This window comes from Bradyrhizobium sp. DOA1 (genome assembly GCF_001593325.1).
Classification (GTDB): Bacteria; Pseudomonadota; Alphaproteobacteria; order Rhizobiales; family Xanthobacteraceae; genus Bradyrhizobium.
The window spans coordinates 1,664,909-1,691,818 of the sequence record NZ_JXJM01000001.1 but is presented as its reverse complement, the minus strand read 5'-3'; the positions used below and the strand labels follow the sequence as shown (position 1 = coordinate 1,691,818).

General features: G+C 62.6%; 26 protein-coding genes and 1 pseudogene. 14 read left to right on the top strand and 13 right to left on the bottom strand.

From position 1 onward, the window contains the following. A pseudogene (locus tag SE91_RS07875) lies at positions 1-256 on the top strand (hypothetical protein); the annotation flags it as partial. Positions 257-338: 82 nt separating this feature from the next. On the opposite strand, the gene SE91_RS07870 reads toward SE91_RS07875, so the two are convergent. The 3 genes from SE91_RS07870 to SE91_RS07860 all read right to left on the bottom strand — a co-directional run bounded on the left by SE91_RS07870 (position 339) and on the right by SE91_RS07860 (position 1,425). Next, positions 339-587 carry a DUF6894 family protein gene (locus SE91_RS07870; RefSeq protein WP_060737839.1) on the bottom strand — a complete coding sequence of 83 codons (249 nt, stop codon included), beginning with the start codon at positions 585-587 and terminating at the stop codon, positions 339-341. A gap of 125 nt (positions 588-712) precedes the next feature. Beyond that, entirely contained in the window at positions 713-898 is a 186-nt protein-coding gene (locus tag SE91_RS07865; RefSeq protein ID WP_061847166.1) for a hypothetical protein, read from the bottom strand. Between the two features lie 311 nt (positions 899-1,209). After that, a complete protein-coding gene (locus SE91_RS07860) occupies positions 1,210-1,425 on the bottom strand; it encodes a hypothetical protein (protein WP_008555699.1) in 216 nt (71 codons plus the stop codon). Positions 1,426-1,595: 170 nt separating this feature from the next. Between SE91_RS07860 and SE91_RS07855 the strand changes: the two genes are divergently transcribed. The 3 genes from SE91_RS07855 (at position 1,596) to SE91_RS07845 (ending at position 4,818) form a co-directional block, all read left to right on the top strand. Then, on the top strand, positions 1,596-1,781 hold the full coding sequence (locus SE91_RS07855) for a hypothetical protein (protein WP_061847165.1): 186 nt from the start codon (positions 1,596-1,598) through the stop codon (positions 1,779-1,781). Positions 1,782-1,967: 186 nt separating this feature from the next. Further along, entirely contained in the window at positions 1,968-3,260 is a 1,293-nt protein-coding gene (locus SE91_RS07850) for an NRAMP family divalent metal transporter (RefSeq protein ID WP_061847164.1), read from the top strand. A gap of 343 nt (positions 3,261-3,603) precedes the next feature. Next, positions 3,604-4,818: a mandelate racemase/muconate lactonizing enzyme family protein gene (locus tag SE91_RS07845; protein ID WP_061847163.1), complete on the top strand. Its 1,215-nt coding sequence runs from the start codon at positions 3,604-3,606 to the stop codon at positions 4,816-4,818. A 22-nt stretch (positions 4,819-4,840) separates the two neighbouring features. On the opposite strand, the gene SE91_RS07840 is transcribed toward SE91_RS07845, so the two are convergent. Continuing rightward, on the bottom strand, positions 4,841-5,119 hold the full coding sequence (locus tag SE91_RS07840; protein WP_061847162.1) for a hypothetical protein: 279 nt from the start codon (positions 5,117-5,119) through the stop codon (positions 4,841-4,843). 235 nt (positions 5,120-5,354) lie between these two features. Between SE91_RS07840 and SE91_RS07835 the strand changes: the two genes are divergently transcribed. Beyond that, positions 5,355-6,533 carry a calcium-binding protein gene (locus SE91_RS07835; RefSeq protein ID WP_061851037.1) on the top strand — a complete coding sequence of 393 codons (1,179 nt, stop codon included), beginning with the start codon at positions 5,355-5,357 and terminating at the stop codon, positions 6,531-6,533. 116 nt (positions 6,534-6,649) lie between these two features. Here SE91_RS07835 and SE91_RS07830 read toward each other — a convergent pair whose 3' ends face one another. Further along, positions 6,650-10,534 (bottom strand): LuxR C-terminal-related transcriptional regulator, encoded by a 3,885-nt coding sequence (locus SE91_RS07830; RefSeq protein ID WP_061847161.1) that lies wholly within the window; start codon positions 10,532-10,534, stop codon positions 6,650-6,652. Between the two features lie 142 nt (positions 10,535-10,676). On the opposite strand from SE91_RS07830, the gene SE91_RS07825 reads away from it, so the two are divergent. Further along, entirely contained in the window at positions 10,677-10,988 is a 312-nt protein-coding gene (locus SE91_RS07825; RefSeq protein WP_245318399.1) for a nuclear transport factor 2 family protein, read from the top strand. Between the two features lie 1,140 nt (positions 10,989-12,128). Here the strand turns inward: SE91_RS07825 and rocF are convergent. Next, positions 12,129-13,106: an arginase gene (gene rocF / locus SE91_RS07815; RefSeq protein WP_060736649.1), complete on the bottom strand. Its 978-nt coding sequence runs from the start codon at positions 13,104-13,106 to the stop codon at positions 12,129-12,131. 260 nt (positions 13,107-13,366) lie between these two features. Between rocF and SE91_RS07810 the strand changes: the two genes are divergently transcribed. Beyond that, positions 13,367-13,627: a hypothetical protein gene (locus tag SE91_RS07810; protein WP_008555749.1), complete on the top strand. Its 261-nt coding sequence runs from the start codon at positions 13,367-13,369 to the stop codon at positions 13,625-13,627. A gap of 9 nt (positions 13,628-13,636) precedes the next feature. Here the strand turns inward: SE91_RS07810 and SE91_RS07805 are convergent, their stop codons facing one another. Beyond that, positions 13,637-16,378, bottom strand: coding sequence for an EAL domain-containing protein (locus SE91_RS07805; protein WP_061847160.1), 2,742 nt, complete (start codon positions 16,376-16,378; stop codon positions 13,637-13,639). Positions 16,379-16,408: 30 nt separating this feature from the next. Continuing rightward, the gene (locus SE91_RS07800; protein ID WP_061847159.1) at positions 16,409-17,695 is read right to left on the bottom strand and encodes a FecR domain-containing protein; all 1,287 of its coding nucleotides are present in this window, start codon (positions 17,693-17,695) and stop codon (positions 16,409-16,411) included. Positions 17,696-17,826: 131 nt separating this feature from the next. On the opposite strand from SE91_RS07800, the gene SE91_RS07795 reads away from it, so the two are divergent. From SE91_RS07795 to SE91_RS07785, 3 genes are all read left to right on the top strand, one after another. Beyond that, positions 17,827-19,623 (top strand): ShlB/FhaC/HecB family hemolysin secretion/activation protein, encoded by a 1,797-nt coding sequence (locus SE91_RS07795; protein WP_061847158.1) that lies wholly within the window; start codon positions 17,827-17,829, stop codon positions 19,621-19,623. Positions 19,624-19,770: 147 nt separating this feature from the next. Next, the gene (locus SE91_RS07790) at positions 19,771-20,601 is read left to right on the top strand and encodes an alpha/beta hydrolase (protein ID WP_060736652.1); all 831 of its coding nucleotides are present in this window, start codon (positions 19,771-19,773) and stop codon (positions 20,599-20,601) included. A 279-nt stretch (positions 20,602-20,880) separates the two neighbouring features. Next, positions 20,881-21,201 (top strand): c-type cytochrome, encoded by a 321-nt coding sequence (locus SE91_RS07785; RefSeq protein ID WP_061847157.1) that lies wholly within the window; start codon positions 20,881-20,883, stop codon positions 21,199-21,201. A gap of 194 nt (positions 21,202-21,395) precedes the next feature. Here the strand turns inward: SE91_RS07785 and SE91_RS07780 are convergent, their stop codons facing one another. After that, positions 21,396-21,737 carry a phasin gene (locus tag SE91_RS07780; protein WP_008555763.1) on the bottom strand — a complete coding sequence of 114 codons (342 nt, stop codon included), beginning with the start codon at positions 21,735-21,737 and terminating at the stop codon, positions 21,396-21,398. A gap of 135 nt (positions 21,738-21,872) precedes the next feature. Beyond that, positions 21,873-22,058, bottom strand: coding sequence for a hypothetical protein (locus tag SE91_RS37515; protein WP_008555766.1), 186 nt, complete (start codon positions 22,056-22,058; stop codon positions 21,873-21,875). A 704-nt stretch (positions 22,059-22,762) separates the two neighbouring features. On the opposite strand from SE91_RS37515, the gene SE91_RS07770 reads away from it, so the two are divergent. Next, positions 22,763-23,119: a hypothetical protein gene (locus SE91_RS07770; RefSeq protein ID WP_008555768.1), complete on the top strand. Its 357-nt coding sequence runs from the start codon at positions 22,763-22,765 to the stop codon at positions 23,117-23,119. A 45-nt stretch (positions 23,120-23,164) separates the two neighbouring features. Here the strand turns inward: SE91_RS07770 and SE91_RS07765 are convergent, their stop codons facing one another. Both SE91_RS07765 and SE91_RS07760 read right to left on the bottom strand, forming a co-directional pair. Next, positions 23,165-23,740 carry a hypothetical protein gene (locus SE91_RS07765; protein ID WP_061847156.1) on the bottom strand — a complete coding sequence of 192 codons (576 nt, stop codon included), beginning with the start codon at positions 23,738-23,740 and terminating at the stop codon, positions 23,165-23,167. 45 nt (positions 23,741-23,785) lie between these two features. After that, the gene (locus tag SE91_RS07760) at positions 23,786-24,316 is read right to left on the bottom strand and encodes a GcrA family cell cycle regulator (protein ID WP_008555772.1); all 531 of its coding nucleotides are present in this window, start codon (positions 24,314-24,316) and stop codon (positions 23,786-23,788) included. Between the two features lie 163 nt (positions 24,317-24,479). Here SE91_RS07760 and SE91_RS07755 point away from each other — a divergent pair, with 163 nt between their 5' ends. Next, the gene (locus SE91_RS07755; protein WP_011088876.1) at positions 24,480-25,088 is read left to right on the top strand and encodes a S24 family peptidase; all 609 of its coding nucleotides are present in this window, start codon (positions 24,480-24,482) and stop codon (positions 25,086-25,088) included. Between the two features lie 97 nt (positions 25,089-25,185). Further along, complete coding sequence (locus tag SE91_RS07750) at positions 25,186-25,461, top strand: hypothetical protein (protein ID WP_061847155.1); 276 nt, start codon at positions 25,186-25,188, stop codon at positions 25,459-25,461. A gap of 39 nt (positions 25,462-25,500) precedes the next feature. On the opposite strand, the gene SE91_RS07745 is transcribed toward SE91_RS07750, so the two are convergent. Then, complete coding sequence (locus SE91_RS07745; RefSeq protein ID WP_061847154.1) at positions 25,501-26,475, bottom strand: quinone oxidoreductase family protein; 975 nt, start codon at positions 26,473-26,475, stop codon at positions 25,501-25,503. A gap of 222 nt (positions 26,476-26,697) precedes the next feature. Between SE91_RS07745 and SE91_RS07740 the strand changes: the two genes are divergently transcribed. Further along, positions 26,698-26,898 (top strand): hypothetical protein, encoded by a 201-nt coding sequence (locus tag SE91_RS07740; RefSeq protein WP_060736655.1) that lies wholly within the window; start codon positions 26,698-26,700, stop codon positions 26,896-26,898. Positions 26,899-26,910 lie beyond the last annotated feature (12 nt).

Genomic DNA, 26,910 nt, shown 5'->3' with positions numbered 1-26,910 from the left:
AGGCGTGTCGAAGGAAGACGCCTCGCGCTACGCGGAAGGCGTTCGCCGCGGCGGCACGCTGGTCTCCGCGCGGGTCGCGGACACCGATCGCGCCCGGCTCGATGCGCTGCTGCACGAGAGGTCCGTCAACCTTCAGGAGCGCAGCGCGGCCTGGCAGAAGTCCGGCTGGAACGATTTCGACGCGGCAAGCCCGCCGCTGTCGCCGGAAGACATCGGCCGCGAGCGCGAGCTCTACGGCGCCGGCACGCGGCGATAAGCCTTACCGGATCACAAGACAAAAGGCCCCGCGCTGCGGGGCCTTTTTTGCATCGAACGCCTGCCCAGGATCTTACGAGAGCTTACGCCCGCAGTCGTTCGACTTCGAACGAGAACTTCACCTGCATCAACGGACCGCAGACGTCGCGGACCTCGATCGCCATGTGTTGCTGACCGGTGGCGGGCGGAAAGCTATGCACCGCATCGCGGGCCATGTCGGCGAGCGACTTGGCGGCTTCGGCCTGCACGGCGCGCAGGCTCGACAGCTCCAGGCCTTCTTCGTCGACGGCGAGAATGTCGCCTTCCAGCAAGTCGAAGAAATAACGCGGCATGACCGGCTCCGTCGTTCGGGGATGCAAGAGCACGGCGGCATCCATTCCAAGGTGAGCGCAGCAGATCACAAGCCCGGCCCGGGAACACGTCGGGCCGACTACGGTCCGTAATTGTGCGGGAAAGCTCAGGCCACGGCACCTTTGGTACGGTCATTCATCGCCTGCTCGACCTGATCCGCCAGCACCGTCAGATGGTTCGCGATCCGCTCGAACAGCTCGCGCTTGGCCTTGTCGGTGGCGAGGTCGCGGATCAGGGCACATTCGGCGGCGTCCTTGCGCAGCTTCTCGAGCTGCGTCTGGTAATCCTGCATCACGCTTCTCCTGCTGCTGTTACAGCCGTTTCGGCTGCACACGCGCTCACCGCCATATCTCTTCTTGGCAGGAATCGCAGCGGTAGATCAGGACCGTCCTGTCGCGCTTCACGTCGAGCATGGAAGTTATATAGCGAGACGGCGTCTTGCAATTCGGACAGGTTGGTCCCGGCTGCGGGCGGCCGGGCACGAAATGCTCTGCTTCCCTTGGATCGCTCACGACTCAAATCTCTTAGTTCACCAATGCGGGTTCCTAAGTACCAAAGTGGACAATAGTTCCAATCACACGTGTTATCGCGGCTCGCTTGAAGTCAGCCCTGCGCCTGGCCGGTATCCTGCCGCATCTGCGCATCAAGGTCGTCGACAGTCCGGATTCGCTTCGCCCGGCGCGCCAGATCGAGGTAATTCTGTGCTATCTTGAGCAGCGTGTCCCGCGTTTCGGCAAACTCGCAGGCATCCGCCTTGGTGCGGAATTCTTCCGCCCGCATCAGCCAGTAGCGCGGAGGGTGCATCCGTTCGATGCCCATGCCTGATCCCTGTCTGGTTACCCGTTGCATTAATGGACGACCGGTCCAGCAGTTCCCGCGCCGATCATTTGAGTCAAATGCAACCGGCCGGATTCGGCAGGATGCAAGCTCTTCGCATCATGCTGGCACAGGCGCTTTCGTCGGACGCGGGAGCAAGCTGGAGATCGTCGATGTACTACATCGCCGCTGCATTGCTGGGACTGTCGGGACTGTTCTACTCAGCGGGCCGCCATGAGCTGGGACAGTTCGGCGCGGACGTCTGCAAATATGGCAGCACGTTCTGCGACAATCCGGTGCTCGTCTTCACCGGCGCGGCGCTGGCCGCCGCCTGGGGCATCTTCGTCAGCGTGAAGTAGGCTGGGACTGCCGGCGGGCCTGCATGGCCACCGCTGGCGATGATGTCCTTATACACCCGTTTTGCCCGACGGTCAACCACAATTTCGTATATTCAGAAACGCGTCAGATCGTGTCTTGGGAACTTTCGTTCCGTCGCTAGCATTTGTTAGGGATATGCCGTTCTTTCCCGGACCGAGACTACGTCGATGAGCAAAAGCAAAAGCGCCCTCACGCCGACCAAATCCGCGCCAACGCTTTTGCAAAGACTGGGTCCGGGCCTGATCACCGGCGCGGCCGATGACGATCCCTCGGGCATCGCCACCTATTCGCAGGCCGGCGCGCAATTCGGCTTCGGGCTGCTCTGGACGGTGTTTCTGACCACGCCGTTCATGATCGCGATCCAGCTCGTGAGTGCGCAGATCGGCCGCGTCACCGGCAAGGGGCTCGCCGCCAACGTCATGCAGCTGGCGCCGCGCTGGGCTGTGCTCGCGCTCGTGTCCATGCTCGTCGTCGCCAACACGTTCAACATCGCCGCCGACATCGCCGCGATGGCGGAGGCGCTCTCGCTCGTGATCGGCGGGCTCCATCACGAACACGCGCTGATCTTCGCGGCCGGCTCCACCCTGCTCCAGATCTTCCTGCCCTATCGCCGCTATTCTCCGGTGCTGAAATTCCTCACGCTGGCCCTGTTCGCCTATGTCGCGACCGCCTTCACCGTGCAGATCCCTTGGAGCAAGGCGCTGCTCGCAGCGGTATGGCCCACGCCGAATGTCAGCGCCGACTATTTCCTGATGGTCGTCGCCGTGCTCGGCACAACCATCAGTCCCTACCTGTTCTTCTGGCAGGCCTCGCAGGAAGTCGAGGAGATGAACCAGGGCAAGCGCGACAAGCCGCTGCGCGATCTGCCGAGCGGCGGCCACCACGAGCTCGACCGCATCAAGGTCGACACCATCTTCGGCATGCTGCTGTCCAACGGCATCGCCTTCTTCATCATCCTGACCACCGCCTCGGTGCTCAATGCCAACGGCGTCACCAAGATCAATTCGGCGACGGAAGCCGCCGAAGCGCTGCGGCCGCTCGCCGGCGATTTCACCTTCGCGCTGTTCGCGCTCGGCATCATCGGCACGGGCCTTTTGGCAATCCCGGTCCTCGCGGGCTCGGCGGCTTACGGCGTCGCCGAGATCTTCGGCTGGCGCGCCACGCTGGAGGCCAAGCCCGAAAAGGCGGCCGGGTTCTATACGATCATCGCGGCCGCGACCATCATCGGCTTCGGCCTCGGCTTCACCGGGATCGACTCGATTCACATGCTGGTGTGGAGCGCCGTGCTCAACGGCATCGTCGCCGTGCCGATCATGGCGATGATGATGGTGATCGTCTCGAGCAGCGCGATCATGGGGCGCTTCAGGGCGCGCTCATGGCTGGTCGCGTTGGGCTGGCTCGGCACCGCGGTGATGGCGTTGGCCGTCCTCGCTTTGCTCGGCTCGTCCGTGATCGGCTGACCCTTACGATTTACGCGCGCCGCGCTACTGCACCCCTCGCGCGACGTGCTGATCGGCGGTCAGAACCTGATCGGAAATAGCGGCTCCGCCCATCGTGAGCAGCGCCAGAATCGAGATCATGGCCAGAAATTTCATGGGGAGATCGTCGGCCCCGATTGTGGCCAAAAAACGTGGGACTGGGCCTGCTGTCCCCACCGCAAACTACGGGGTTTGCGGCAAAACAGGCTGCTTTTGGCGACACCTCGCCGGGCTTCACGGCGGCCAAGCCTTGGCTTAACAATGCGGACTGGGGCCGAGCTCGCGAGCGGCCAACAAGAACAACAAGCAGGGGCCAGGGAGCGCCATGACCACATCCTCGAAAGCAACACGTCTCGAAATCCTCGCCTGCGACGCTGGCTGGCGAAACTACCACTTCGTCAAGCTGACGACGGAAGACGGCATCGTCGGCTGGAGCGAGTTCGACGAGGGCTTTGGCTCGCCCGGCGTCGGCGCTGCGATCCAGCGCCTGTCCGCCCGCGTCATCGGCCAGAACGTCTTCCAGCACGAACGCATCCATGCCGAATTGTTCGCGGCGACGCGGCCCGCCGCCGGCGGCGTGGTGGCGCAGGCCCTCGGCGCCATCGAGAATGCGCTGCTCGATGCCAAGGCGAAGTGTCTCGGCGTGCCCTGCTATGAACTGCTAGGCGGCAAGATCCGCGACCGGGTCAGGGTCTACTGGTCGCATTGCGCGACGTGGCGGATCAATCACCCCTCCTGGTACAAGCCGCCGATCGAGAGCCTCGATGGCGTCAAGGCGATGGGCCGCGAGGTCCGCGAGAAGAAGTTCACCGCGCTTAAGACCAACATCTTCTCCTACGACGACGGCAAGCCCACCGGCTGGCGGCCGGGCTTCGGTTCGCCCTTCGCGCCCGAGATCAACGTGGATCGCAAGATCCTCCGCGACCTGCGCATGCATCTGGAAGCGATCCGTGACGGCGCAGGCCCCGACGTCGATATCCTGCTCGACTGCAACTTCAACGCCAAGACCGAAGGCTATCTGAAGATCCTGCGCACCATCGCCGACCTCGACATGTTCTGGATCGAGATCGACAGCTTCAATCCGGAGGCGCTCGGCTACATCCGCCGGCAGAGCCCGCATCCGATCTCCTCCTGCGAGACGCTGCTCGGCTTGCGCGAATTCCTGCCTTACTTCCATGAGCAGGCGATGGACGTCGCGATCATCGATACGCCCTGGAATGGCGTCTGGCAGTCCATGAAGATCGCCGCTGCCGCCGAGGCGTTCGAGGTCAACGTCGCACCGCATAATTTCTACGGCCATCTCTGTTCGATGATGAACGCGCATTTCTGCGCCGCGGTGCCGAACTTGCGCATCATGGAGATCGATATCGACCGCCTCGCCTGGGACCACGAGCTCTTCACGCACGAGCCGGAAATCCAGAACGGTCATCTGGTCGTGCCTGACCGCCCAGGCTGGGGCACTGAACCCAACGAGGAAGCCTTGCGGGCGCATCCACCGAAGACCAGCGGCGGATTGCTCAATTACGGGCGTAAAAGCTGACGAGAGTTCACTGGCGCGGGAGCTAAGGCGTCACGGGATTGATGAGCGGCGAGGTCTTCGGGCGCGCCGGCTCGAGCGGCGACTTCGGCTCGGTCGGGAGCACCGCGGCACCTGCGGCGCGCGCCGCCTCTCCCGTGGTTCCGTACATCGCGAGATGAGCCGGCTGGGTCTTGGCTCGGCTCCAAGGGCCGTGGTCGACGATCAACATCGCTGCGATCGTCACTGCCGCAATGATCAACGCGATCACGCCCGGGTGGCGGAGCGCGCTGGACATGGAATTCGCGAAACGACCACTTGTCATCGAAGCATCCGCTATTTTCCTATCACAGGTTAATGCAGATCACGGCTCTCGGGTTCCCGCTCGATCGGGGGTTCCGGCCGGCTAGGCCGGGGCGGAGGCGGGCCACTGCCGGTCGCAATCAAGTCCAGTAATCGGCAAACCTCCGTCATCAACCCGAGATAACTTCGTCCTCGAAGCGCGGGCTGCCGTGCTTCGCACGCGATATTCCTGTGCTTGCTCATGAATGGAATTTGCCATGCGCCGTTTGCCCAACGATACGATCGCCCTGTCCATCCCGGAAATGAGCTTCGAAACCCTGTTCGGCGATCCCGATTTTCCGGCCAATGCGCATGGCGGCAACGACACCATTACAGTCGACGTCGACAGCATGACGTCCCTCATTCTCGTTGGCGATACAGCGGTCCTGCTGGATCGCTCCCAGGGCGGCAACGACACACTCAGGGTGAACATCGAGGGCTCGCTGAACACCGTCATCGTCCACGGCGATGCTCAATCCATGTCCGGCCATGCCAGGGGCGGCAACGACACGGTGATCGGCGACAGCGAAAATTCGATTTGGAACGGCTTCACACTCTATGGCGACGCCGGGGGTGACATGTCTGATCACGTGCAGGGCGGCAACGACACCGTCATCGGCGCCTTCGGCGGCCGGTCATTGAACACGCTGGTCGGCGATGGTGGAGCCATGTCCGGGGATACCCGTGGCGGCAATGATACGCTGCTCGCTCTCCAGACCGGCCTGACTGGCTCGGCAGTTCTGCACGGCGATGCCGGCGGCCTGACCGATCACGCGCGCGGCGGCAACGACAACCTCATCTTCACGATCGGGAACGAAGCACAGACTGGCGGCGGAAACCTGTACGGCGATGCGCATGAGCTCTCAGGAGATGCACGTGGTGGAAACGATACCCTGACCGTCGTCGATCTCCACGGCAACCTCCACTACTATTCCTTCCTGATGGTCGGCGATGCCTTTTCCATGTCCGGCAACGCGGAGGGCGGCAACGACGTCCTTACGGGCGGAACGTACGCCGACATTCTGGTTGGTGACGCCCGGCACTACTATCCCGCCGCGCCGGGTTCGATCACGGGCGGCAGGGACGTCCTGAACGGCAAAGGCGGTAATGACGAGATGTGGGGCGGACCGAACAGCGACATCTTCGCGTTCGACAAGGGCTCGGGCCAGGATCTGATCCAGGATTTCGGTCAGGGCAACAGCATCGTCGGCAGCACGGCGGCGGAGCACGATCTGATCGACGTCCAGGACTACGGCTTTGCGGATTGGGCTGCGCTGGAGAGCCTGATCAGCGACGACGGCTCGGGCAATGCGGTCATCCACCTGACGGCCAGCGATACGATAACGCTGCAGGGCGTCCAAACGGCAGACCTGCATGCGACGGACTTTATCGTCTAGAGCGTTTTCGAGCGAAGTGGATACCGGTTCGCGTGAAGAGAACGCGTCAAAAGGAGAATCTAGAGCTTCGGTTCTGATTCAATCAGAACCGAAAATGCTCTAGAGGCGTCGGTCACCTACACAAGCCAATGATGCGGCAGATGGTGCTCAGCGGCGTTTGGGTGGTCAAAGGCGCTTTGCTCTGCGTGTGAAGGGCCGATCAAGTCTGCTGCCTGGTCCAGCGCAAGTCCATGATGTCCGGCATCGTGCCGACCATGTTCGAGTGTGTCGGGTCCGTGGCCAACCCCAGCATCATCAGAATGTTTGGGTTCTGCCGGATCATTCCTGAAATGAAAGGAATCCCGGGGCTCGGACGCAGCTGCCTTTTGTGCGGGACCGGTGTCGGCGGCGGCTCGGTCGGCGCGGTCATCCTTTTGGCTCGACCCCGCGTCCTCGTTCCCAGAGGCGCTTGAATGTGCCTCGTGCAAGTCACGCTGCGATTGCCCTGCATCGGCATGGCTTCCGGGTCCATTTCCCTTCTCCTGCTGCTCGGCAGTGGCGGAAACGTCCTTGGAGGCGCGTAAATCGCGATGCAATTCTCCGGGATTTGATTCGTGTTCAGTTGAATCGTGCTCGGCTTGCTGCTTACCGGCAGCTGCGCCGTTCTCCGAAACGTGCAAATCACGCTGCGATTGTCCGTGATCGGACCCGTCTGCTGCGGTCACCTGTTGGTGCTCATCGTCATGGCTGGCGCCGTTGCCTGGCTTGGGCTTGGCTTCCGCCGTCTCTACGTCCGTCGCCTTTGCAAACCCCGCCTCCGCAGCGTGCTTCGCGTTGCCGTGGTCATTGTTGCCGCTCGTTGCGACGCTCTTGCCTGCTTCCGCTCCTTCTGCAGAAGTTGAATGGCTTGAATTCCCGTGATCCGCTCCGCCGGACTCTGCCGTCTTCGCTGCAGCAGGCGGAGTGTCCGCAGCCTGGACATGGTGTTCATTGCCATGTCCCGCGCCGTTGTCCGGCTTCAGCTTTGTTTCGGCCGTTTCGGTGGCTGCCGCCTTTGCGGACCCCGGCTTCGCAGCATGCTGCGGGTGACCGTGCTCTGAGTTGCTGGTCTTTGCGTCGCTGTCCCCTGCTTCCGCTCCCTTGGCTGAAGCAGGGTGGCCCGAATTGCCGTGGTCTGCGGCGCCGGACTCTACGGCGGGCGGCGCGTCTGAAGCCTGAGAATGGTTCTCCTTGCCATGCCCGAACCCGTTGCCCGGTTTGGCCTTTGTGTCGGCCATCTCGTTCGCGGCCGCCTTCCCGGACCCCGGTTTCGCAGCGTGCTGCGCGTGACCGTGCTCCGTGTTTCCGGTATTTGGATCGCTCTCGCCTGCTTCCGCTTCCTTCTTAGAAGCCGAGTGGCTCGATTCGCTGTGGCCGGCGCTCCTCGTCTCTCCTGCTGGCGGAGTCTCCGGAGCCTGTGATTGGTGCTCATTGCCATGGCCCGCGCCGTGACCCGGTTTGGCCTTTGTTTCGGGCGTCTCGGTCGCTTCCGGCTTTCCGGACCCCGGCTTCGCAGCGTGCTGCGCGTGACCGTCCTTCGTGTTGCCGGTCGTTGCGTTGCTCTCGCCTGCTTCCGCACCTTTGTTGGAAACTGAATGGCCCGAATTGCTGTGTTCGATGCCCCCGGCCTTTGCCGCTTTCGCTGCCCCGGGTGGACTGTCGTGATGGTGCTCATTGCCATTCCCGACGCCGTTACCAGGTTTAGACTCCGTCTTCTCTGCGGCCGCGCCCTTTGACTGTCCCTGGTCCGACGCGTGGTCCGAGTTACCGGGGCCGGTCCCGCCGGCCGTGTCGAGGCCTGGTGGGACAATCTCCTTCTGCGTGGTCGAAGGAGCACCGGCGTTCGGATTCGTCGGTCCATTCTTCGAAGTGAGAGTTTCGACGGCCGGAGGCGTTGATGATCCGTAGGCTGTCACGCTGGACGCACCGGCACTCTCCTCCGCTGTGTCCGCCGAGTCGCGCCTGGCAGCGCTGGAATTTGCCGACGTGCCGAAGCCAGTTCGAACGTGTGGGACGTGGAAGTTCCAGCCGTCATCGGCCGAACCGTTCCAAAAGCCGGCCGCCTCAGGCAAGCTCTCGCTCGCATGACTGTCGTCGAGACTCAGCCCAGCCTCATCGGTTGAGATCGCCGTTATCAGCGCTTGTTCGAGCTGCTCCAAAGTGACCGCGACAGCAACGGCTTCTGAGGGGTGAGTGCCCCCGGACTCTGCGACAGCTACAATTCCCTGCAGATGGAATTCCAGCAGGCCGTGATCTCCGACATCAAGGGCACGATCGGTCGGGTTGACATAGACGATCGTTTGATTGGTTGCGGGATCGTAGATCCAGGCAAGGGTGTGTGGCGGGATGGATTTGGCTGCCGCCGTCAGATGCAGCCAGGCAAGCGCCCCGAAAGCTGCAAGGTTGAGCCTGTCCGGCCCGGATACGCCATCCGGGGCGGCATCGGAAAACCCAGACTTCGAAGCGATCGGAGCGCGATGGACAACGTCTTCAACGTTGCCTCCCATCAACTGGTCGCGGCCAGATCCGTCCGGTCCGGAATCGTGCCCAGCGTCCGATAGGCCGATAGACTTTTGGAGCGTATGACCCGCAGCGTCCGGGCCCGCCTGGACCTGGACGCCTTCTTGCGTGACGTTGTTTGCAGGGACCACAAAGGAAGAATGGGGGCTGACATCGCGCGCAGGGAATTCCGGGGCCGACTTCTCTGCGTGGTTGGTGTCGACGTGCGTGATCGCGGCTAGCGTGGTGGTCGCATTGTGTCCAATGTTGGCCAGGAGGTCGTCAATCGCTGCCTGACCCGACTCATGCGCCTGCGCGAGCTGCGGATCGTTCAAGGCGTAGATCAACGCACCGGCGATAGCGGCGAAGGTGCCATAGCCTCCATGAATCGACATCGAATTGGAAGCAGGCTGCGGGATTTGATGTTCCGGGGCTACGCCGCCTCCAGTCCCTGTGGCGGTAATTGCCGCCGGGAGATGCGCAGGAAGATTGTTCGTGCCCGATCCGACCGCACCCCCCTCTTTCCAAAATCTCGGGCCCAGCAGTTGCTCGGCCGCGCGGAGTGCTTCCATTGCCGCCGCAGGGTCGGTGGCCTGGACTGCCTTGGCAAGCAAGTCCTTCTCCGTGGACGCGGGCGTCCCGCCCGATTTCGAGACGATGAGATGTTGGAGAATGGCCTTCTTCCAGACCTCATATCCGGCGTGCTCGTCCCTCTGGCCGGGGCCATCGCCATGCCCAAGCATGTCGTTTGCGTCCGCGGCCTTGAGTTCGTCGGCAATTGCAAACGCCAGAAAGGCCACAGCGAGCGTGCTGAAGCCCGAAGTGCGTTGCAACAACGAGATGGTCGCAAGCACAGTTCTGTTGGTGATTTCGAGCTTCTGAAAGATATTATACAGGTGGACTTTGACGGTTCCGTGGGAGAGATCGAGCGTCCGCGCGATCTCCTTGTTCGACATTCCCTCCGAGACCAGCCGGACAATCTGACGTTCCCGGGGCGTCAATAGCTCCAGCATCTTTTCGATCTTGCCGTCGCGGTCAGCCTCCTTGCCGGTCGGCGAGAGATCGGATTGCTCCAGCGACACACCGCTTTTCGCCATCAGCCGCAGTGATCGCAGCATGGTGCCGGGGGCAACATACTTCGAAATGGCGCTGCAGGCGCCGGTGGCGATTGCGGCGGTCAGAGCTTGGTTGGTGTCGGATTCCGTAAAGAACACCAGGCGGGTGGAAAGCTTCTCGGCTTTCGCGATCGCGAGGATGTCGGATGCCGTCAGGTCCGGCAGGGTATCGGCAATCAGCGCGACGTCGGGCGCCAAGTCCCGAATGGCATGCAGGCAGCTTGTCCCATCGCTGGTCGACGCCACAACATCGAAGTCCTGCAGTGTCCCGAGGATCGACCTCAGTCCCTGCAGGACGACCGGTTGCCGGTCAGAGAGCACAAGCCGGATCGGTTTGAGGATCCCCTGCTTGGCGGATGCGTCCAACATCGAGTTTGCCTCGGCCCGGTTTCTAAGTCCTTCGGCATATGGCCGTGGCCGGGTGGGATAATAAAATACAATCGGTCGATTTGGTTCCTCTGGCTTGGATCAGTTTGGACGGTAGCAAGTGACAAATATCCCCTATGACCCGATGGCCGTTGCGGTCGACTGGCTTGATGCCTATCGCGCCGGCGATATCGAAGCGATCCTGGACCTTCATGCCGACGATGCCGTGGTGCATTGCGGTTGCTGCGGCGTCCAAACCATCACCGGCCGCGCGGCGCTTCGTGCCTATTGGACCGATCGCCTCCAAAAATATCCGGCAGGCACCTTGGACGATCTCAACCCTTCGGACCGCGGAACCGTGATTTCGTACGCCACCAGCACGGGCGTGATGAGTGCGCTTATGGCGTTTGACGCTGCCGGGAGGATCAAGGTGCTGGACTGCAGCCCCTTGCGCTAGGGCACGATCCCGAAAAGAGCCGTTCTCCGACAGGATCGTGCTCCAACAACAGCCAAAGGCGCGGTGACGATGCACTCTGATTTCGTCGCGCTCGAGGCCTCTGGGCGCGATCCGGTGCAGGCAGGCGATCCGAACCAGGCGAGTTTTCGGCATCGCTTTCGCGCGCTGCCCGTCTCCTAACCGTCCAGCCGAGGCGACTGGCCTCATGCTTTTCCGTCTAAACTCGCTTTTAGAATGTCCAGCCCAACCTTACTCAGGCGCATGCGGATGGTTGCGGGCACAGCGATCGTGACGGCTGTCTGTGGTTCGTCCTCTATCAGTTCGTTCGCGAGCAGTTTCCAGAGCATGCGAGGCGAGACGCCATTGCGTTCGCACTTCCATGCGCTACCGTTCGGCCCATAAATGCGAAACACTTTCTGATCATTCGTCGCGATCATCGCGCGACGAACCGCAGGCGTGACGTTGAATCTCTTGGGCTCCGAGTACCTCATCCGGAGCAAGAAAGGAGATGCCGGTTAGCTTGCGTTGATTTAAGTCAAAACGACCGTTTCGGGTCAAAAGGCGGCCCAGGGTAGCCGGCATGATTTGCGAGGTCGCTCTCGCCAATGGGCTCATTTTCGCAGCAGAAGCCCAAGGTCGCGAGCGGTGCGCTTGATAGACCCCACATGTCTTCGAAGCATTTTGGCTATTTCCGCTGACTTGGCGCGATGTTTGACCATCTTGATCAGGAGCCGAAGCTCGGCTTCCGACCATTCTTTGGCTTTCGGGTCTCGCATCGCGCCTCCGATTCGCGTTCCCACAATAACAAAAAGCAATTCGATTCGCGCTCCCGTAGATTTGCGGCCTGCCCACAACCTTGTACGCGGCGGGCCGAGGGCCAGCAGCAGAGATCGGCGTTTGGGATTTGAAGAGGCCAGCAATGAGGCGGCCCCTTACTGGAGGAGTTAGCGAAGAGCTATGAATGCCGCACGCCGAAACGCCATGCCTGTTTCGCTGTTTCGGTTGCTTGATTCAGATCAAACCTCGCGCAGATCACACACCAGGCTCTCTGCATCAGGAGATGCGGGGACGTCTGCAACGGGTCAACTCGGTAAGCTCAATCCGCCCGACGTTTCGCGGGTCCGCCAGCCGCCTGCCGCTTCACTCGCCCGGTGCAATCGCATTGCTCGGCGTCGGCCGGTCGGTGATCTGCTGACCGAACAGGCTCCCGATCAATTCGACCGCTGTGCGCGCGGTGCGGCCGCGCTCGTCCAGGAACGGGTTGAGCTCCACGATGTCGACCGACCCGACCACGCCGGAATCGTGCAGCAGTTCCATGATCAGATGCGCCTCCCGATAGGTCGCGCCACCCGGCACCGTGGTGCCCACGCCCGGCGCCACGGACGGATCGAGAAAATCGACGTCGAAGCTGACATGCAACACGCCGTTGCTTGCCTTCACCCGCTCGATGACGCGCCGGATCAGGACGGCAACGCCGAACTCGTCGATCTGGCGCATGTCGACGACCCGGATCCGACGCGCCCGCATCAGCTCCTTTTCGAGCTTGTCGATCGAACGCGCGCCGAACAGATCGAGCCTGTCAGGCGTGATCGAGGCACGCGGATCATCGCCCAGCAAACCATCGAGGCCGGGCTCACCGCACAGGAACGCCGCCGACATGCCATGCATGTTGGCCGTGATTGTCGTCTCCGGCGTGTTGTAGTCGGCATGGGCGTCGAGCCAGAGCACGAACAATTCACGGCCGCACTCCTGCCAGTGGCGCGCCATCGCATTGACCGAGCCCATCGACAGCGTGTGATCGCCGCCGAGGAAGATCGGCAGCGCGCCGGTTTTCGCGATCTCATAGCCTCTGCAGCTCAATAGGCGCGTCCAGCGCTGGATTTCGCGGTAATGATTGGCCTGCGCGGGCGGCTTGTCGGTGAAGTCCCGCATCTCGGCCACCGAAAGGTCGCCGTAATCGGCGACCTCGAAATCGAGGCTCTCGAGCAGTGTCGCAAGACCCGCGGTGCGTAGCGCCGCCGGTCCCATCAAGGTACCGCGCTGCGAAGCACCCATGTCGATGGGCGCTCCCAGCAAGGCGATGCGCCGGGTTCGATCCGTTACGGTCCGATCGGTCACGGCTGTCTCCTGACATCAGCAAAGCCACCGCCAGCCTAACAGAGATTCGCACCCGTCGTTTCCCGGGGAGATCCGCCGTCGCAGTATCAGTCCGGAACAAAATGCGGCGCGCTGAATTGCCCATCCAAGGCCGGCACCCGCCGTAAAACCAACGGCGCCTGTCGCGGATAGCCAAAGGTCGTCAGACCCGCTGTTCAAAACGAGCGCTCGCGCGGATAGCCAAAGGTGTCGGCCTCCATCCTCATGCTTGGAGGTCGCGCTTGAGCACCGAGATACCGCAGTCCAATCATCAACCCGGCGTGGCTGAGCGCGCCATCGACGCAGCGACGGATGTGTCGCGGACGGTCGGTGAAGTTGCTGGAGGCCTGCATGCAGCGGTCGATCGGCTGACCTCAGCGATCGAGGAAGCGCGAAAGCCGGGCCGGCCGCTCGCAACCGTCGCAGCGATCACGCGCGAAGCGCCGCTCGCCAGCCTGTTCGTCGCTTTCCTGTTCGGGGTCGCAGTGGCGCGCCGCCGTTGAGCCGGCTGCTCAGGCCGCGCTGACGGCTTCGAGCTCGACCGTCAGGAACTGCTTCTCGAATGCCTCTGCCGGCATCGGGCGGCCGAAGAAATATCCCTGCCCTTCCTCGCATCCCATGCTCACCAGGAAGTCGGCGGTGGCGCGGTCCTCGATGCCTTCGGCTACCACCGTGAGGCCGAGCTGCTTGCTGAGCCCGATGGTGGAGCCGACAATCGCGGCATCGTCGGAGTTCGCGAGCAGGCCGAACACGAACGACCGGTCGATCTTGAGCCCGTCGAGCGGAAACTTCTTCAGGTAGCTCAGGCTCGCATAGCCCGTGCCGAAATCGTCGAACAGGACGCGGACACCCAGCTGCTGGATCCGCTTGAACATGTCGAGCACGCGGCTTTCGTCATGGAGCAGGATATCTTCGGTGACCTCGATCTCGAGCAGCGAGGGGGTAAGCCCCGTGCTGTCGAGCAGTGCCGCAACCGCATGCGCGAGATCGCCGGACTGAAGCTGGGAAGGCGAGAGATTGATCGCGACGCGCACGTCGTTGCCGGACAATTCCCAGGCACGCGCCTGACGGCAGGCGGTTTCCATCACCCAATTCGCAACGCGCTCGGACAGCGCCGAACTGTTGACCACCGGCATGAACTCCGCGGGCGAGACATAACCACGCAGGGGATGCCGCCACCGGATGAGCGCTTCGGCGCCGATAAGGCTGCCGTCGAGAAGGCGAATTTGGGGCTGGTAAAACAGCTCGAACTCGCCGCGATCGGCGGCAAGCGCGAGTTCGCCCTCGAGCGTCAGGCGGCTTTCGAGCTCTTGCCTGATGGCGCTCTCGAAGATCACATGGCTGCCGCGCCGCGTCAGCTTCGCCTTGGTCAGCGCGAGGTGCGCGTTGCTCAAGAGGTCGTCCGCGTTGCGTCCACCTTCGGGATAGACGGCAACGCCGAGGCTGATCTTGACCCGATGCTGCCGCGTGGCCGTTGCGAGAGGCGCCTCGAATGCACGCGCAATCCGCTCGGCGAATTCGGCAGTCGGCTCGCCGATCTGCGCGCAATCGAGCGCGACGGCGTATTCGTCGCCGCTCAGGCGCGCGACGATCGCTCCTAGGCCAGCTTCGATCGTCAGACGCTCGGCCACCGCACACAGCACGAGGTCGCCCGCGGCGTGGCCCAGCATGTTGTTGATTTGCTGGAAGCCGTCGAGCCCGAGCACGAGCAGCACGACGTTCGAAGACCGCTGCTCAGCCGCCGTGATCAGACGAGTGAGCGAGGCATGCAGCACGTTGCGGTTGGCAAGGCCCGTCAGCGCATCATGTTCGGCCAGATATTTGACGCGTTCGGCCTCGCGCTTGCGCACCGAGATATCGCGGAGGATTGCCCCATATTGGAAGCCGTCCGTTCCCTGCCAGCCCGAGAAGCTCGCCTCGACGGGGAAGGTCTCGCCGTTCTTGCGTCGCCCTTCGAACTCGACGACGACGGCGCCGCCGGGAACCAGGAGCGCCTGGCGCGCTGCGTCATGCATGGATGGCCTCACCTCGCCATCTGCCGGCGCGGCGCACAGCGTTTCGAAAGGGCGACCGATCATCTCAGCCGGCATGTAGCCGAAGATGGCGCTTGCGCCGGGATTCCAGACCGTGATCCGGTGCTGTTCGTCGGTGCAGACAAGACCATCGCCCAGCGACATCGCGATGCGATGGAAGCGGCTCTCTGCGATACGCCCCAGGAGGCCACGGAAATCGAGCTCGTCCAGCGCGATCGCCGTCAGATAAGCAACGATCGCGATATGAAACAGCGACGTGTCGATGACGAAGGGCCATCTCGCCTGCACGAGGACCGCGACCAGCTCGGCGGCCGTGCCGGCAGCAAGCAAGATCGCGACGCGCATGCCCGGCGCGAAGCGCCGCCATGAATAGATCATCAACAGGCAGATCGCGCCGAGGCCGAGCATCATGCCGGCGTCTGAGGTCCAGCGCAGCATCCGGTTCTGGAGGATCGATTCCGCCGCGAGCGCCTGAAGCACGGGTCCCGCGACGATGCGGCCATTCGGAACGCTGAACCGGTCGCCAAGCTCCAGCGCAGTCGCTCCAACAACGATCTTCTTGTCTCTCAGCTTGTCCAGGGCCGCGGTATTGCCGCGCAGCACGTCGATATAGGAGACAGTCGGAATGGAGGACGCCCGAATGCCGAAGTCGATCAGGAAGGGGGGCCGCCGATTGGCGTCCTGCCCGGCCAGCACCACAGCCATCGAAGGCACGAAGGTATCGCCGAGCCTCTCGCTGACCGGATAACGGCGCACCAGCCCGTCGCGTTCGATCGCGACATTGACGACGGCCGGCCATGACTGATTGCTGAATGGCTTCAGCGGACGATTGATATGAGCTACGCCGCCATTCGGCGCGGGCTGCTTGAACGACGGCAGGATCGTCGAGCCACCGACCTCGCGCAGCGCCTTGACGAAAGCCTCGTCAGAAGCGGGATCCGAGGGCGAGCTGAAATCGACGTCGAAGGCAATGTCCTGCGCGCCGGCCGCTTCCAGCCTGTGGAGAAGCTCCGCGTGCAGCCGGCGAGGCCAGGGCCAGACGCCGATCTGCTCGATCGAGGGCGCGTCGATGGCGACCACGACGACATTGCCGCTGGCAGTACGCGATTGCCAGCCGAACCTGAGGTCGGTGATCGCATTGCGAAGCGCGCCGTGCCAGCCCGTGGACAGCACGACCGCGAGCGCGATCGCAACCAGAATATGCGGCCGGTAACGCTTCACCCGATCCTCCCCCGCCGCTGAGGCCCCGGCTCAGCGTCTATTGCCATGACCTTGGCCATGGCCATTGCTGCCATTGCCGCCGCCATTTCCATTGCCGTTACCGTTGTTGCCCCTGCCGTTGCCAGTGGCGCCATTGTTGGCGTGGCCGCTATTGCCGTTGCCGTTGTTTCCGCTATTGCCGTTGCCGTTGCCGTTATTTCCGTTGCCGTTGTTGCCGTTGCCATTGTTGCCGTTGCCGCCGGAATTGCCCTTGCTGGCGCCGGGGCTGTCGCTGGAAGCGCCTGCGGCCGCAGCGGCGCTAGCTGCGCCGGCGCTCGACGCACTGCCGGCCGACGCCGCACCGCTCGTCGTCAGCGCAGTCTGGACGGCGCTGTTGGACCCTGGGGTGCTGGTGTTGCCACCGCTCCAGACGGTGCTGGGCTCCGCGCTGGCGTTGGCCCTGCGTACATGACCGGGCGCATGGCCGCTGTGGGCGAGCCCACGCGTGGCCTTGTGGACATTCAGCTTGACCTCACCGAGCGACGTCGAGATGCGCACGACGCCAGGCTTGGAGACCTGGCCTCCGGCAGCCTGATGCGATGACTTCGGCGGGCTGGCCGCCTTGGTCCCCTTGTCGGTCGGACCGAGCGCGTGGATCGCATGGCCGCTGGCGGCATTGCGCGGTGCCGTCAGTCCGGATTTCGGCACAGGAATGCGGTCGATCGTGGGAGCGCGCGGCTTGCCCTGCTCGATCGGGCTGAACGTGCCCGCACCGCTCAGGCTGAGACCGGGCTTGCCATGTTCGAACACCGTGGCCGCCTGTCCGGGCATGATCTGGGCGATCTGTCCGGTCTTGAAGTCGGACACTTGGACCTGGCCGCGGAGCACGCCGACCTTGGTGCTGGCCGCTCCCACCGTGACGCTGAACTGCGTTCCCTTGACGACGGCGGCGAGATAGGGCGTCTCGACCTCGAAGTGCTTGACGTTGCGCTTCTCGACCTCGAGCAGGATCGATCCCGCCTGCTGGATGATGGTGGTCGAGAGCCCCTCTTTCTGCTCGGCCGGCAGGCCGACGACGGAGTTGGGCGAGATCAGGATCGTCTCCTCGCCGCGGACGAGCAGCACGCGGCCGTTGCGTCCGGTACGAATGGTGTCGCCGGGCTTGAGCGCCGCCTCCTGAGTCAGCGACACCTGCTGCGCGCCGCTGCCGGCGACCCAGACCTCGCCGGTCGACTTGCTCACCGACCAGACGCCGTTCTCGGCGGCGCATGCCCCGGATGCCATTCCCAGCATCAACGCCGCCAGCAAGGCGCGTTGCACTCCAACTCTACCGAACATGACGATCCCTCGATCCGCGTGACAGCCAGACCTCACGCGTATCCGAAATCACTCAAGAGAGAATTAGCGGGACGCGACCAGCGAAGACGCCGCATTAACCAATCATTGACCATAAAAAACTAAGAAAAATCATGCAGCTAACGAACCCTTACCGTCCGATAGGAACTTCTCCGTCAAACTACGGAGACGGGTTCGCTGCGCGTGCTGCGCGGCAGCATCTCCTTACCGCCGTGGTACTGTCGGCAACGATCTTTGCGGGAGTTTCGCAGTCCTTCGCACAACAGGCGAACCAGCCGGGTTTCGACCCGCGTCAGCCCGAGAAATACTTTGAAAACCAAACCGAACGGGAAACACTCAACCGCCCCCCGGTCAGGCTTCCCTCGGTCGGGCAACCGAACACTGGTGGCGACACCAGGCCGCAATTCGTCCTCCGCGGAATCGACGTCGTCGGCGCCCACGCCGTCTCGCGCGATCGCATCGCCGAAATCTATCAATCCCATCTGGGAAAGAAGGTCTCGCAGGCGGATCTCGCCGCAATTGCCGGCGCGATCAGCGATCTCTACCGCGAAGCCGGCTTCCACCTGAGCCGGGCGATCGTGCCGCCGCAGGACATCGCTAACGGCCGTGTCCGGATTGAGGTGATCGAAGGCGCCATCGTGCAAGCCGAGCTGAAGGGCGATGGCGCCGAACAATTCGGTGTAAGGCCGATGCTCGGGCCGGTCCTGGCCGAGCATCCGTCGCGCCTTGCAACGCTCGAACGCCAGCTTTTCCTCATCAACGGCAGGCCGGGTGTCCGCATCACCGATACCGCGCTGGAAGAGATTGGCGGCGCGACCGGCCGCTTCCGTCTCGTCGTCTATTTGAAGACCTGGCACGTGTTCTCGTCGTTTGGCCTGGACAATCTCGGATCATCGTCGGTCGGGCCGTGGCAGACCTACGCGACCGGTGCCTTCAACTCCTATCTCACGCCCGGCGACACGCTGGCGGTCAACCTGTCGACCATCGCCAATGATCCGCGCCAGCTCGGCTTCGCGCGGATGTCCTATGATGCGCCGGTCGGCGTCGATGGCGTACGCCTTGGTGCATCGGTCCTGTACAGCGCAGTCCGGCCCGGCGATACGCGCCGCCTCGACAGCGACATCACCACGACCGAGGCCTTCGAGCTGCGTGCCGGCATCGCCCCGTTGCAGTCGCAATCTTCCTCGCTGATCCTGACTGCGGCGGCGACCTTCAGCAATGTCTCCGAGCACGACCTCTACGGCCCCTGGTACAACGACCACATCAGGACGGCGAGCGTGACCGCCGATTACAGGCTTCAGGATCGCTTCGGCGGCACCAATTTCGCGACTCTGAGCTATCGGCAGGGCCTCGACATCTTCGGGGCCTCGCATTTCGATGACGATCTGTTGTCCCGCATCGGCGCGTCGTCCAATTTCTCGGTGCTGAACCTCTGGTTCACGCGCTACCAGACGCTCGACGACGCCTGGTCGATCAAGCTCTCGGCGGCGAGCCAGACGGCATCGCGGCCATTGTTCACGTCACAGCAGTTCTATCTCGGCGGCGCCGCCTTCGGCCGAGGCTATGGCGCGGCCGAGATCAGCGGCGACAACGGTTTTGCCGGCTCGCTCGAGCTGCGCTTCGACCAGAAGCTCGATTTTCGCTACTGGACCGGCTATCAACTCTACGCCTTCGGCGACGCTGGCGCGGTCTGGAACCACGGCTACCGTTTGAGCGATGGTCTGGCGCTGACGTCGGCCGGGGTGGGCGTGCGCTTCTTCCTGCCGGACGATCTCCAGGCCGATCTCGGCGTAGCCGTCCCTTTAAGCTACCGGGCGCCGGACAACGAGCGCCGCAGCCCGCGCTTCCTGCTCACATTGTCGAGCGCACTGCGGCTCTGCCCCGAACGCGGCAAGGCCGGTTGTCTCTAGTCCTTGGCGCTGCGGCGCCCGACATGCGGCGCCGTCGCGGCCTGGCTCACAAACTTGCCTAAATTTAATCCCGTAAGCTGCTCACGGTGGCTCGAACCGCGAGTTCCCGGTGACCATGTTCAGTGGAATGTGATTTGAGACGAAGTCATGAAGAGGGTGTTTGCGATCCTGGCGTTTCTCTGCGTGCTTGGCGTTGGCCAATATTTCGTCGTCAGCCGGTTCGCGATCCGTCATGAGACGTTGACCCTGCTCGACGCGTCGCGCCAACGGCCGATCTCGGTCGAGCTCGCGGTGCGGCGCGACTACGAGACCAAAGCCAATCTCGGCCTCTGGAAGCTACCGCTCGCCATCATCAGCAACGGCAACACCGTCAAGGCCACCGAGTATTCCTTTCTCGCCAACGTGCTCGCCGCACGCGGCTATCTCGTTGCCAGCATCCAGCAGGATCTGCCGAGCGATCCGCCGCTGATGACCCATGTCGGCCAGCAATATGTCGGGCGCCGTGACGTCTATATCCGCTGCGAGGCCAACATTCTGTTCGTGCTGAGCGAGCTGAAGAGGCGGCAGGAGAACGCCGACTACGACCACATCACCCTCGTCGGTCATTCCAACGGCGGCGACGTCTCGATGTACGTCGCCCACCAGCACCCCGAGCTGGTGTCGAAGGTGATCACGCTCGACAATCTGCGGGTGCCTTTCGTGCTCAGCGACAACATGAAGATTCTGTCGTTCCGCTCGAAGGACCCGCATTTCGTGACCGATCCAGGCGTGCTGCCGACGCCGGAAGAGGCCAAAGCGCGCGGAATCGACATCGTCCATACCGGTGCTCAGCACAGCGAGATGAGCGATCGCGGCCCCAACGCCGTCAAGGAGAAGATCCAGGCGACGCTCGACCGCTTCCTGCGCGACAGTGCCAGCAGCGCGCTCGCGCCAGCCGATACGAAAAGTCCGATGATCATGAACCCCGGCGACTATTAGCCGAACGCCCATTTGCGGCAGATCAAGGCCGCTCCGGGCCAGTCGGGATAGGAAGGGCCTCGCCAGCTCGGAGAGGCACGTGTCGCATTATACCGAAAGTCTTGATACGAAGTGCCCACGGTTGCCCGCGGCAAGGACGCCGGCTTTCGTACGGCACCTCTATCGTTCGATTCGCAGACTGCTGCGGTCGGTCATCGCCCGCATCGATCTCTCGCAATTTCCGGGATCATGCTGCGGATGAGCGCCTCGGCCGCGATCGAACGCATGTAGGGTTGCTCGATGCACCGGTATTTGAGACGAATCTGCCCGTTGCTTGCCGCTATCGTGGGCCTTGACATATCGCCTGCCCTCGCCGCCGACGCCAGGCAGGGCGCCGACCTCGCCAAGCGCTGGTGCGCGAGTTGTCACGTGGTGGCGAACGGCCAGACGCAAGCGAGCGTGGACGTGCCCTCCTTCGCGTCCGTTGCACGCAGGCCGGACTTCAGTCCGGAGCGGCTCGCCTTCTTCCTGCTCGATCCGCACCCGAAGATGCCGAACTTTCCTTTGAGCCGGATCGAAGCCGGCGATATCGCGGCCTATATCGGATCGCTGCGCCGCTAGAGCCCCGATCGATTGCGGGTCTCCCAAAAACTGCAAATCCCTGCCGGAGGACCGACAGGGATCAGCAGAAAAGATGACGGACGGCGAATGGAGGTCCATCCGGTGGCCCGTCATGGACCTGCTCCCGGAGCAGAATGCGCATCTTGCCGCTGCGCAAGACCAATTTGTGGGCACGCAGCGCGGCACCAACAGAATCAGGACTTGCCCTTGCCCGACTGCATGAAGCTACCGGACATCTGGCGCATATGGTCCCCAGCGCTGGTAAACTGACTGCGCAGGAAGTCGGACTGGATTCGCATCGCTTCTTGTAGGTCCGTGGCGTGAACGAGCTTGCGCGCATGCTCGAATGCCGACTTCATGTTCTGCTCGGTGAAAGCAAGTGCCTGCTTCGAAACCTCCGTTCCTGCGCCCGGAACGGTCGACATCGATTTGGTGGCCGCCTCGAAAAACATGCCGAAGGCCTTTTCGGCCTGGTCAATCGTCTTTTCGGCCAAGTCGCGCAGTTCGGCCGGAACTTCGAGCTTCGGTTCGATCATGGTCGCACTCCTCCCTTTTTCTGACTGAATACCACATTTGCCCAACCACCTTCCAGCGGTCAGCCTTCGGAGCAAACGTAGTCCGGTTCGCCGGATCTGGCGGAAATGAAGGGCGAAGAGCCGGCGCGGCCTGGCTCAGGACAAGGGATGTTCGGGAAGGGCTTCTTCGGTGGCGAGGTCTTCGACGAGCTTGATGACCTCGAAACGCTGCCGAGGCTCAAGCTTCAGGAACGCGCGGAGCAGGCGCAGGCTTTCGACGGTACCGGTCGCAGGTGCGCCGAGCTTGAGGTGCAGTTCAGCCGCGAAATTGAGGTTCTTCATCTCGCACCTATGGCAAGCATCGGTCCTTCACGTTCCGGAGTCGAAGTCGCATGCGAGAACCGAATGCCGCAACCGAATGCAATGGCGACCATCAGATCTCTGCTTCTTCGACAACAGGCCGAACTCCGTATCCGGAACGGTTGGCCTAGCCGAACAGGTTGTAAGTATGACAAGGAACAACCCCTCCGGCAAGCCCAACGGCCGGCGCAGCGATGCTCGGTCCGCATCGCACCCCGGCAATTCCGGATAACAGGAATATCGATGGCCGTCACCCACCTGCGTCAAGAAGCGGCATCGATCACGCACACAGACTTGATTGCCGTCAATCGGCTCAGTGTTTCGCCTTTGTTTCCGATGTGAATAGACGTTTGCAGGCAGTTGGCGCCGGGCAGCTTATGCACGTATGTGTTGAGTGGCGCTTCCGCGGTTGTATCCTCAATAACATGAACGTCGGCTGCCCGCCCCTAAGACGCGGTGAGTCGACCGACTTGCAAAGCGCCAGAGACGATGCCTTCCTTAAGTCCTCTGGAAGCACCCCGTTTTGACGGGCTCCCAGCGAGGTTCAGCGCCCCGATTTGTCTTCCACCGGTGAACCCTTGTTCAGGCACGAACGACAAAGCGGTTGCGGAACGGCCACGCAGATCGCGGCGCCATGGCTGATAGACTCATGATCTGGGCGCGTGCCACCACCAAAGGACGACCACATGCTTTCTCGCTGCGATCTCATCAAGGGCGCCGCGGTCGCGCTTCTCATCCTCTCGACCCAAGGCGCATGGGCGCAGGAGACCAAGATGAACCTGTTCAAGATCGTCACCATCAAGGACGAAATCGTCGTCGGATTGTCGGCCGAAGAGCTTCAGGCGCTCGGCGGCAACGACGCGAGCGCTGTTGCGCATGCGTTGGCTCAGAAGGGCGATCTCTCCGTTTGGCAGTATAACGTGCATCGCGGCCCGAACGGCGAATTGCAACAGGCGCCGACCGCCAAGATCGGGCTACTGGCCAGCGCCTCGCTCCGTGTCGAACCCTATACGACACCCTACAAGATCGTACCGCATCCGTGATCGGCAGACGGCATGCCCGCGGCGGAAACCGCGGGTATGCCGTCGTCATTTGCGCTGTTCCGCTCGTGAGATCGCCGCTTTTGTGGCGAATCCGTAGATCAGCGCCAGGCGGTCCAGGCATTCGCGAAAACGCCGCGCAAAATAGTCGTTCCAGCGCTGCGTGCGAACGGCGCGACGCTGCCCGATCTGATCCATCGTCAAGCCCAGCACCAGCACGTCGTGCACCAATGCCGCACCGTCGGTGCCGAGTTCGCGCTCGACCCTGTTCAGCCGCAGCACGGCCTGACGCTGGCTCTCGGTGACCGGCTCGCGCGTGCGCGCGCCATCGACATATTCGCGGGTCGGATCCATGGCCTGTGGTCCTCGCTCCGCCCTTTCCCAATCGTTCTGGAAGGCGCGTCCGCCGCGGTATTGTGCCTCATCGATCTGGTGATGCGCATGCAGCCGGCCGAGCGGATCGCTGCGGATCGATCGGATTGCGACGATCTTCTCGCCGGGATCGAGCGCCAGCGGATTATCGATCTCGACCTCGGCCACCTCGCCATTGAACGGCACGTCGCGGGACCGCCGGTCGTAGATCGTCGCCAATTTGTAGGACTTGTTGCGTCGGGCACGTGCCACTCGGATGCTCCTTGCGAATTTGACGATTGAACGGATGGCACGAGGTCAGGCCGCAGAGACCAGCCTCAGTACGACGGGACCGGCGACACGCGCGGCCCCAGTTCCAGAGCGGCGCGTCAAACGCGCATGCGGCGCGCAATAGCTGGAGCCGGGCTGGCGCGGATGGCCGCAGAAGGCGATCTCCTCCCCGTCCTTGTCACCGCCATAGGGATAGCGGCAGTCGGCAGATTCGAGTTCGACCAGCTGGATCAGGCGCGGCTGGACGCCGACACAGCGCAACTTCACCGGCGCCGCAGGCTTCATTGCGGATTTCGGCGGCACGTTCAGGTTCGGCAGCACCGCGCGGCGTGGCGAAACAGGTGCTTCACCCGGCAAATATGGCGCGAGCGAGGGGCTCGTCATCCATTGCGGGACGACGAGCCGGAGCCGCTTGGCACGGCCGACCACCGCGCTGCGCGTGTAAGCCGTTCCAAACCTTGCGTTAATCTGCCTTCCGATCTCCGCATAAGACATGCCCTTGAGAAAATAATCGCGAAGCGCGTCGGAGTGCTCCGACGGCCAATGGCCCGGTTCCATGCTGCTGTCCTGTGATGCGCCTGCTCCGATCCCAGGATCGGGTGGCGACGGGCACATTCCGGTATTCCGAAACTGAAGTCAAGCAATAATTCTGATATTCATAATTGCAATAATTCCGAATTTCGGATTACAAGAGCAAGACGGTGCAATCGAGGGAATCACCATGTTGGACGTTGCAATGATTGAGCGGGGCCTGGAAAAAACGGGCAAGAGCAAGGGCGGCCTGGCGGCGGCCATGGGCGTACGGCCCGGCGCGGTCTCGGAGATCCTCGGCGGCGAACGGCTGGTGAAGGCCTCGGAGATCATCCCGATCATGGAATATCTCGAGCTCAATCTCGCGCCGATCATGGGGCGCGTCGGCGCCGGTGCGGTGATCGAACCGGATTATGAACAGGTTCCGCCGGAGGGGCTCGGCGACATCGCGCTGCCCTTCCCGATCATGGAAGAGACGATCGCATTCGAGATCGTGGGCGATTCGATGCTGCCCAAATACGAGAGCGGCGACGTCATCGTGGTCTACAAGGACCAGCGTCATCCGCTGTCGAGCTTCTACGGCGAAGAGGCCGTCGTCCGGCTCAAGACCGGCGAGCGCTATTTGAAAACCATCGAGCGCGGGAAAAGCCCGTCCGTCGTCAATCTCAACAGCTTCAATGCCAAGCCGATCGTCGGCGTGAAGCTCGACTGGGTCGGCGAGATCTGCCTCTCGATGCCCAAGGGACAGCTCGAGCGGCTGCGCGCCAAGTCGGCACGCCCTCGCAAGAAAGGCAAATAGAAGTCACAGATTTCCGATTTTTGGAAATCATACTTGACTTCATTCTGTTTTTCAGAAATACTCTGCCGCACACCTCAATTGGCGTGCGGCAGGTTCCATGCAATATTTCGTCGTGATGATCGACTATGGCCGGCGCGGCCGCGAGGCGGTCGTCGATCCCGAAATCACGCGGCGCGAAGTCATCTCCCGCATCGCTTCGGGCGAATACCGAAACGTCTCGTTCATCCACGAAATCGCTGAGAATTCCGTCGAAGACGTGACCGAGACGCTTCTGGCCGAAGCCGCCCTGCCCCAGATTGCACCTGACGATATCGACCTCCAGGCAGCCAGCCTCGATCACGCCTGGGATCTGCGCAAGCACGAACGGACGTGACGGAAGCCGGCAGCCTGCGTCACGCCGCTCAGCTGGACATCACACCATGAGCACGGTCGATCCTGTGGTCTTGCGCGCGGCGAGATCGGCATGCGCCTTGGCGGCGTCCTTCAGAGGATAGGTCTGGTGCACCTCGATCTTGACTGCGCCGGACTTGACGACATCGAACAATTCGGCCGCCATTGCGACGAGGCTCTCGCGCTTGGCGGCATAGGTGAAGAGCGTCGGCCGCGTGACGTAGAGCGAGCCTTTCTGCGCCAGCAGGCCGAGATTGAGCGGCTCCACCGCGCCGGAGGATTGGCCGAACAGCGCGGCAACGCCGAGCGGCGCGAGACAATCCAGCGATTTCAGGAACGTGTCCTTGCCGACGGAATCATAGACGACCGGCACCTTCTTGCCGCCGGTGATCTCGTCGACGCGCTTCACGAAATCCTCGCGCGTGTAGATGATGACATGATCGCAACCATGCGCCTTGGCGAGCTTGGCCTTCTCGTCGTTGCTGACGGTGCCGATCACGGTTGCGCCGAGATGCTTGGCCCACTGGCTCAGGATCAGGCCGACACCGCCCGCCGCGGCATGCAGCAGGATGGTATCGCCGGCCTTCACCTGATAGGTCTGCCGGATCAGATATTGTGTCGTCAGCCCCTTGAGCATCATCGCCGCTGCGGTCTTGTCGTCGACCCCATCAGGCAGCTTCAACAAGCGATCGGCGGGGATCAGCCGGGCCTCGGAATAGGCACCGAGCGGTGAGGCGCCGTAGGCGACACGATCGCCTGGCTTCAGATCGGTGACGCCTGCGCCGACTTCCTCGACGACGCCGGCCGCCTCGCTGCCAAGCCCGCTCGGCAGCTGCGCCGGATAAAGGCCCGAGCGATTATAGATGTCGACGAAATTGAGCCCGACGGCGGTGTGGCGAATGCGGGCTTCGCCCGGACCGGGCTTGCCGACGCTGACCTCCTCCCAGACCAGGACTTCCGGGCCGCCGGTCTTGTGAAAGCGAATGGCATGCGTCATGGGCTTGCTCCCTTATCGTTGCAGTGAATCTCAGCGATCGATTTGGCCTTTGAAATAGGCATTTGGTCCGCCCGTTACAGTACAGACACGTAACAAGAATGTCACAGCGAACGACAAACCCGCGCCGTTCCGCCTCTGTTCGGAAAAGTTGATGACGGGCCTGGCGCAAGTGGCAGTAGCGTTGACGCGGGGTTTGGTCGTCGTCTGCGAAGGAGAGCCGAGATGCCAGCTTATGTTCAGCATCATCAGGATGTCGATATCGCGCCCGTGAATTGCCCCACCTGCATGGGGTTCCTGCCGATGTACGTGCGTGAGGTCGAACCGCATTGGAGCCTCGCCAAGATCGACTTTGTCTATGAATGCGCCGATTGCGGCGCCGAGCTCCGACAAACCATCCGCAAGCCGGAGCTGCTGCGGCACTGATCGCGCGCCAGC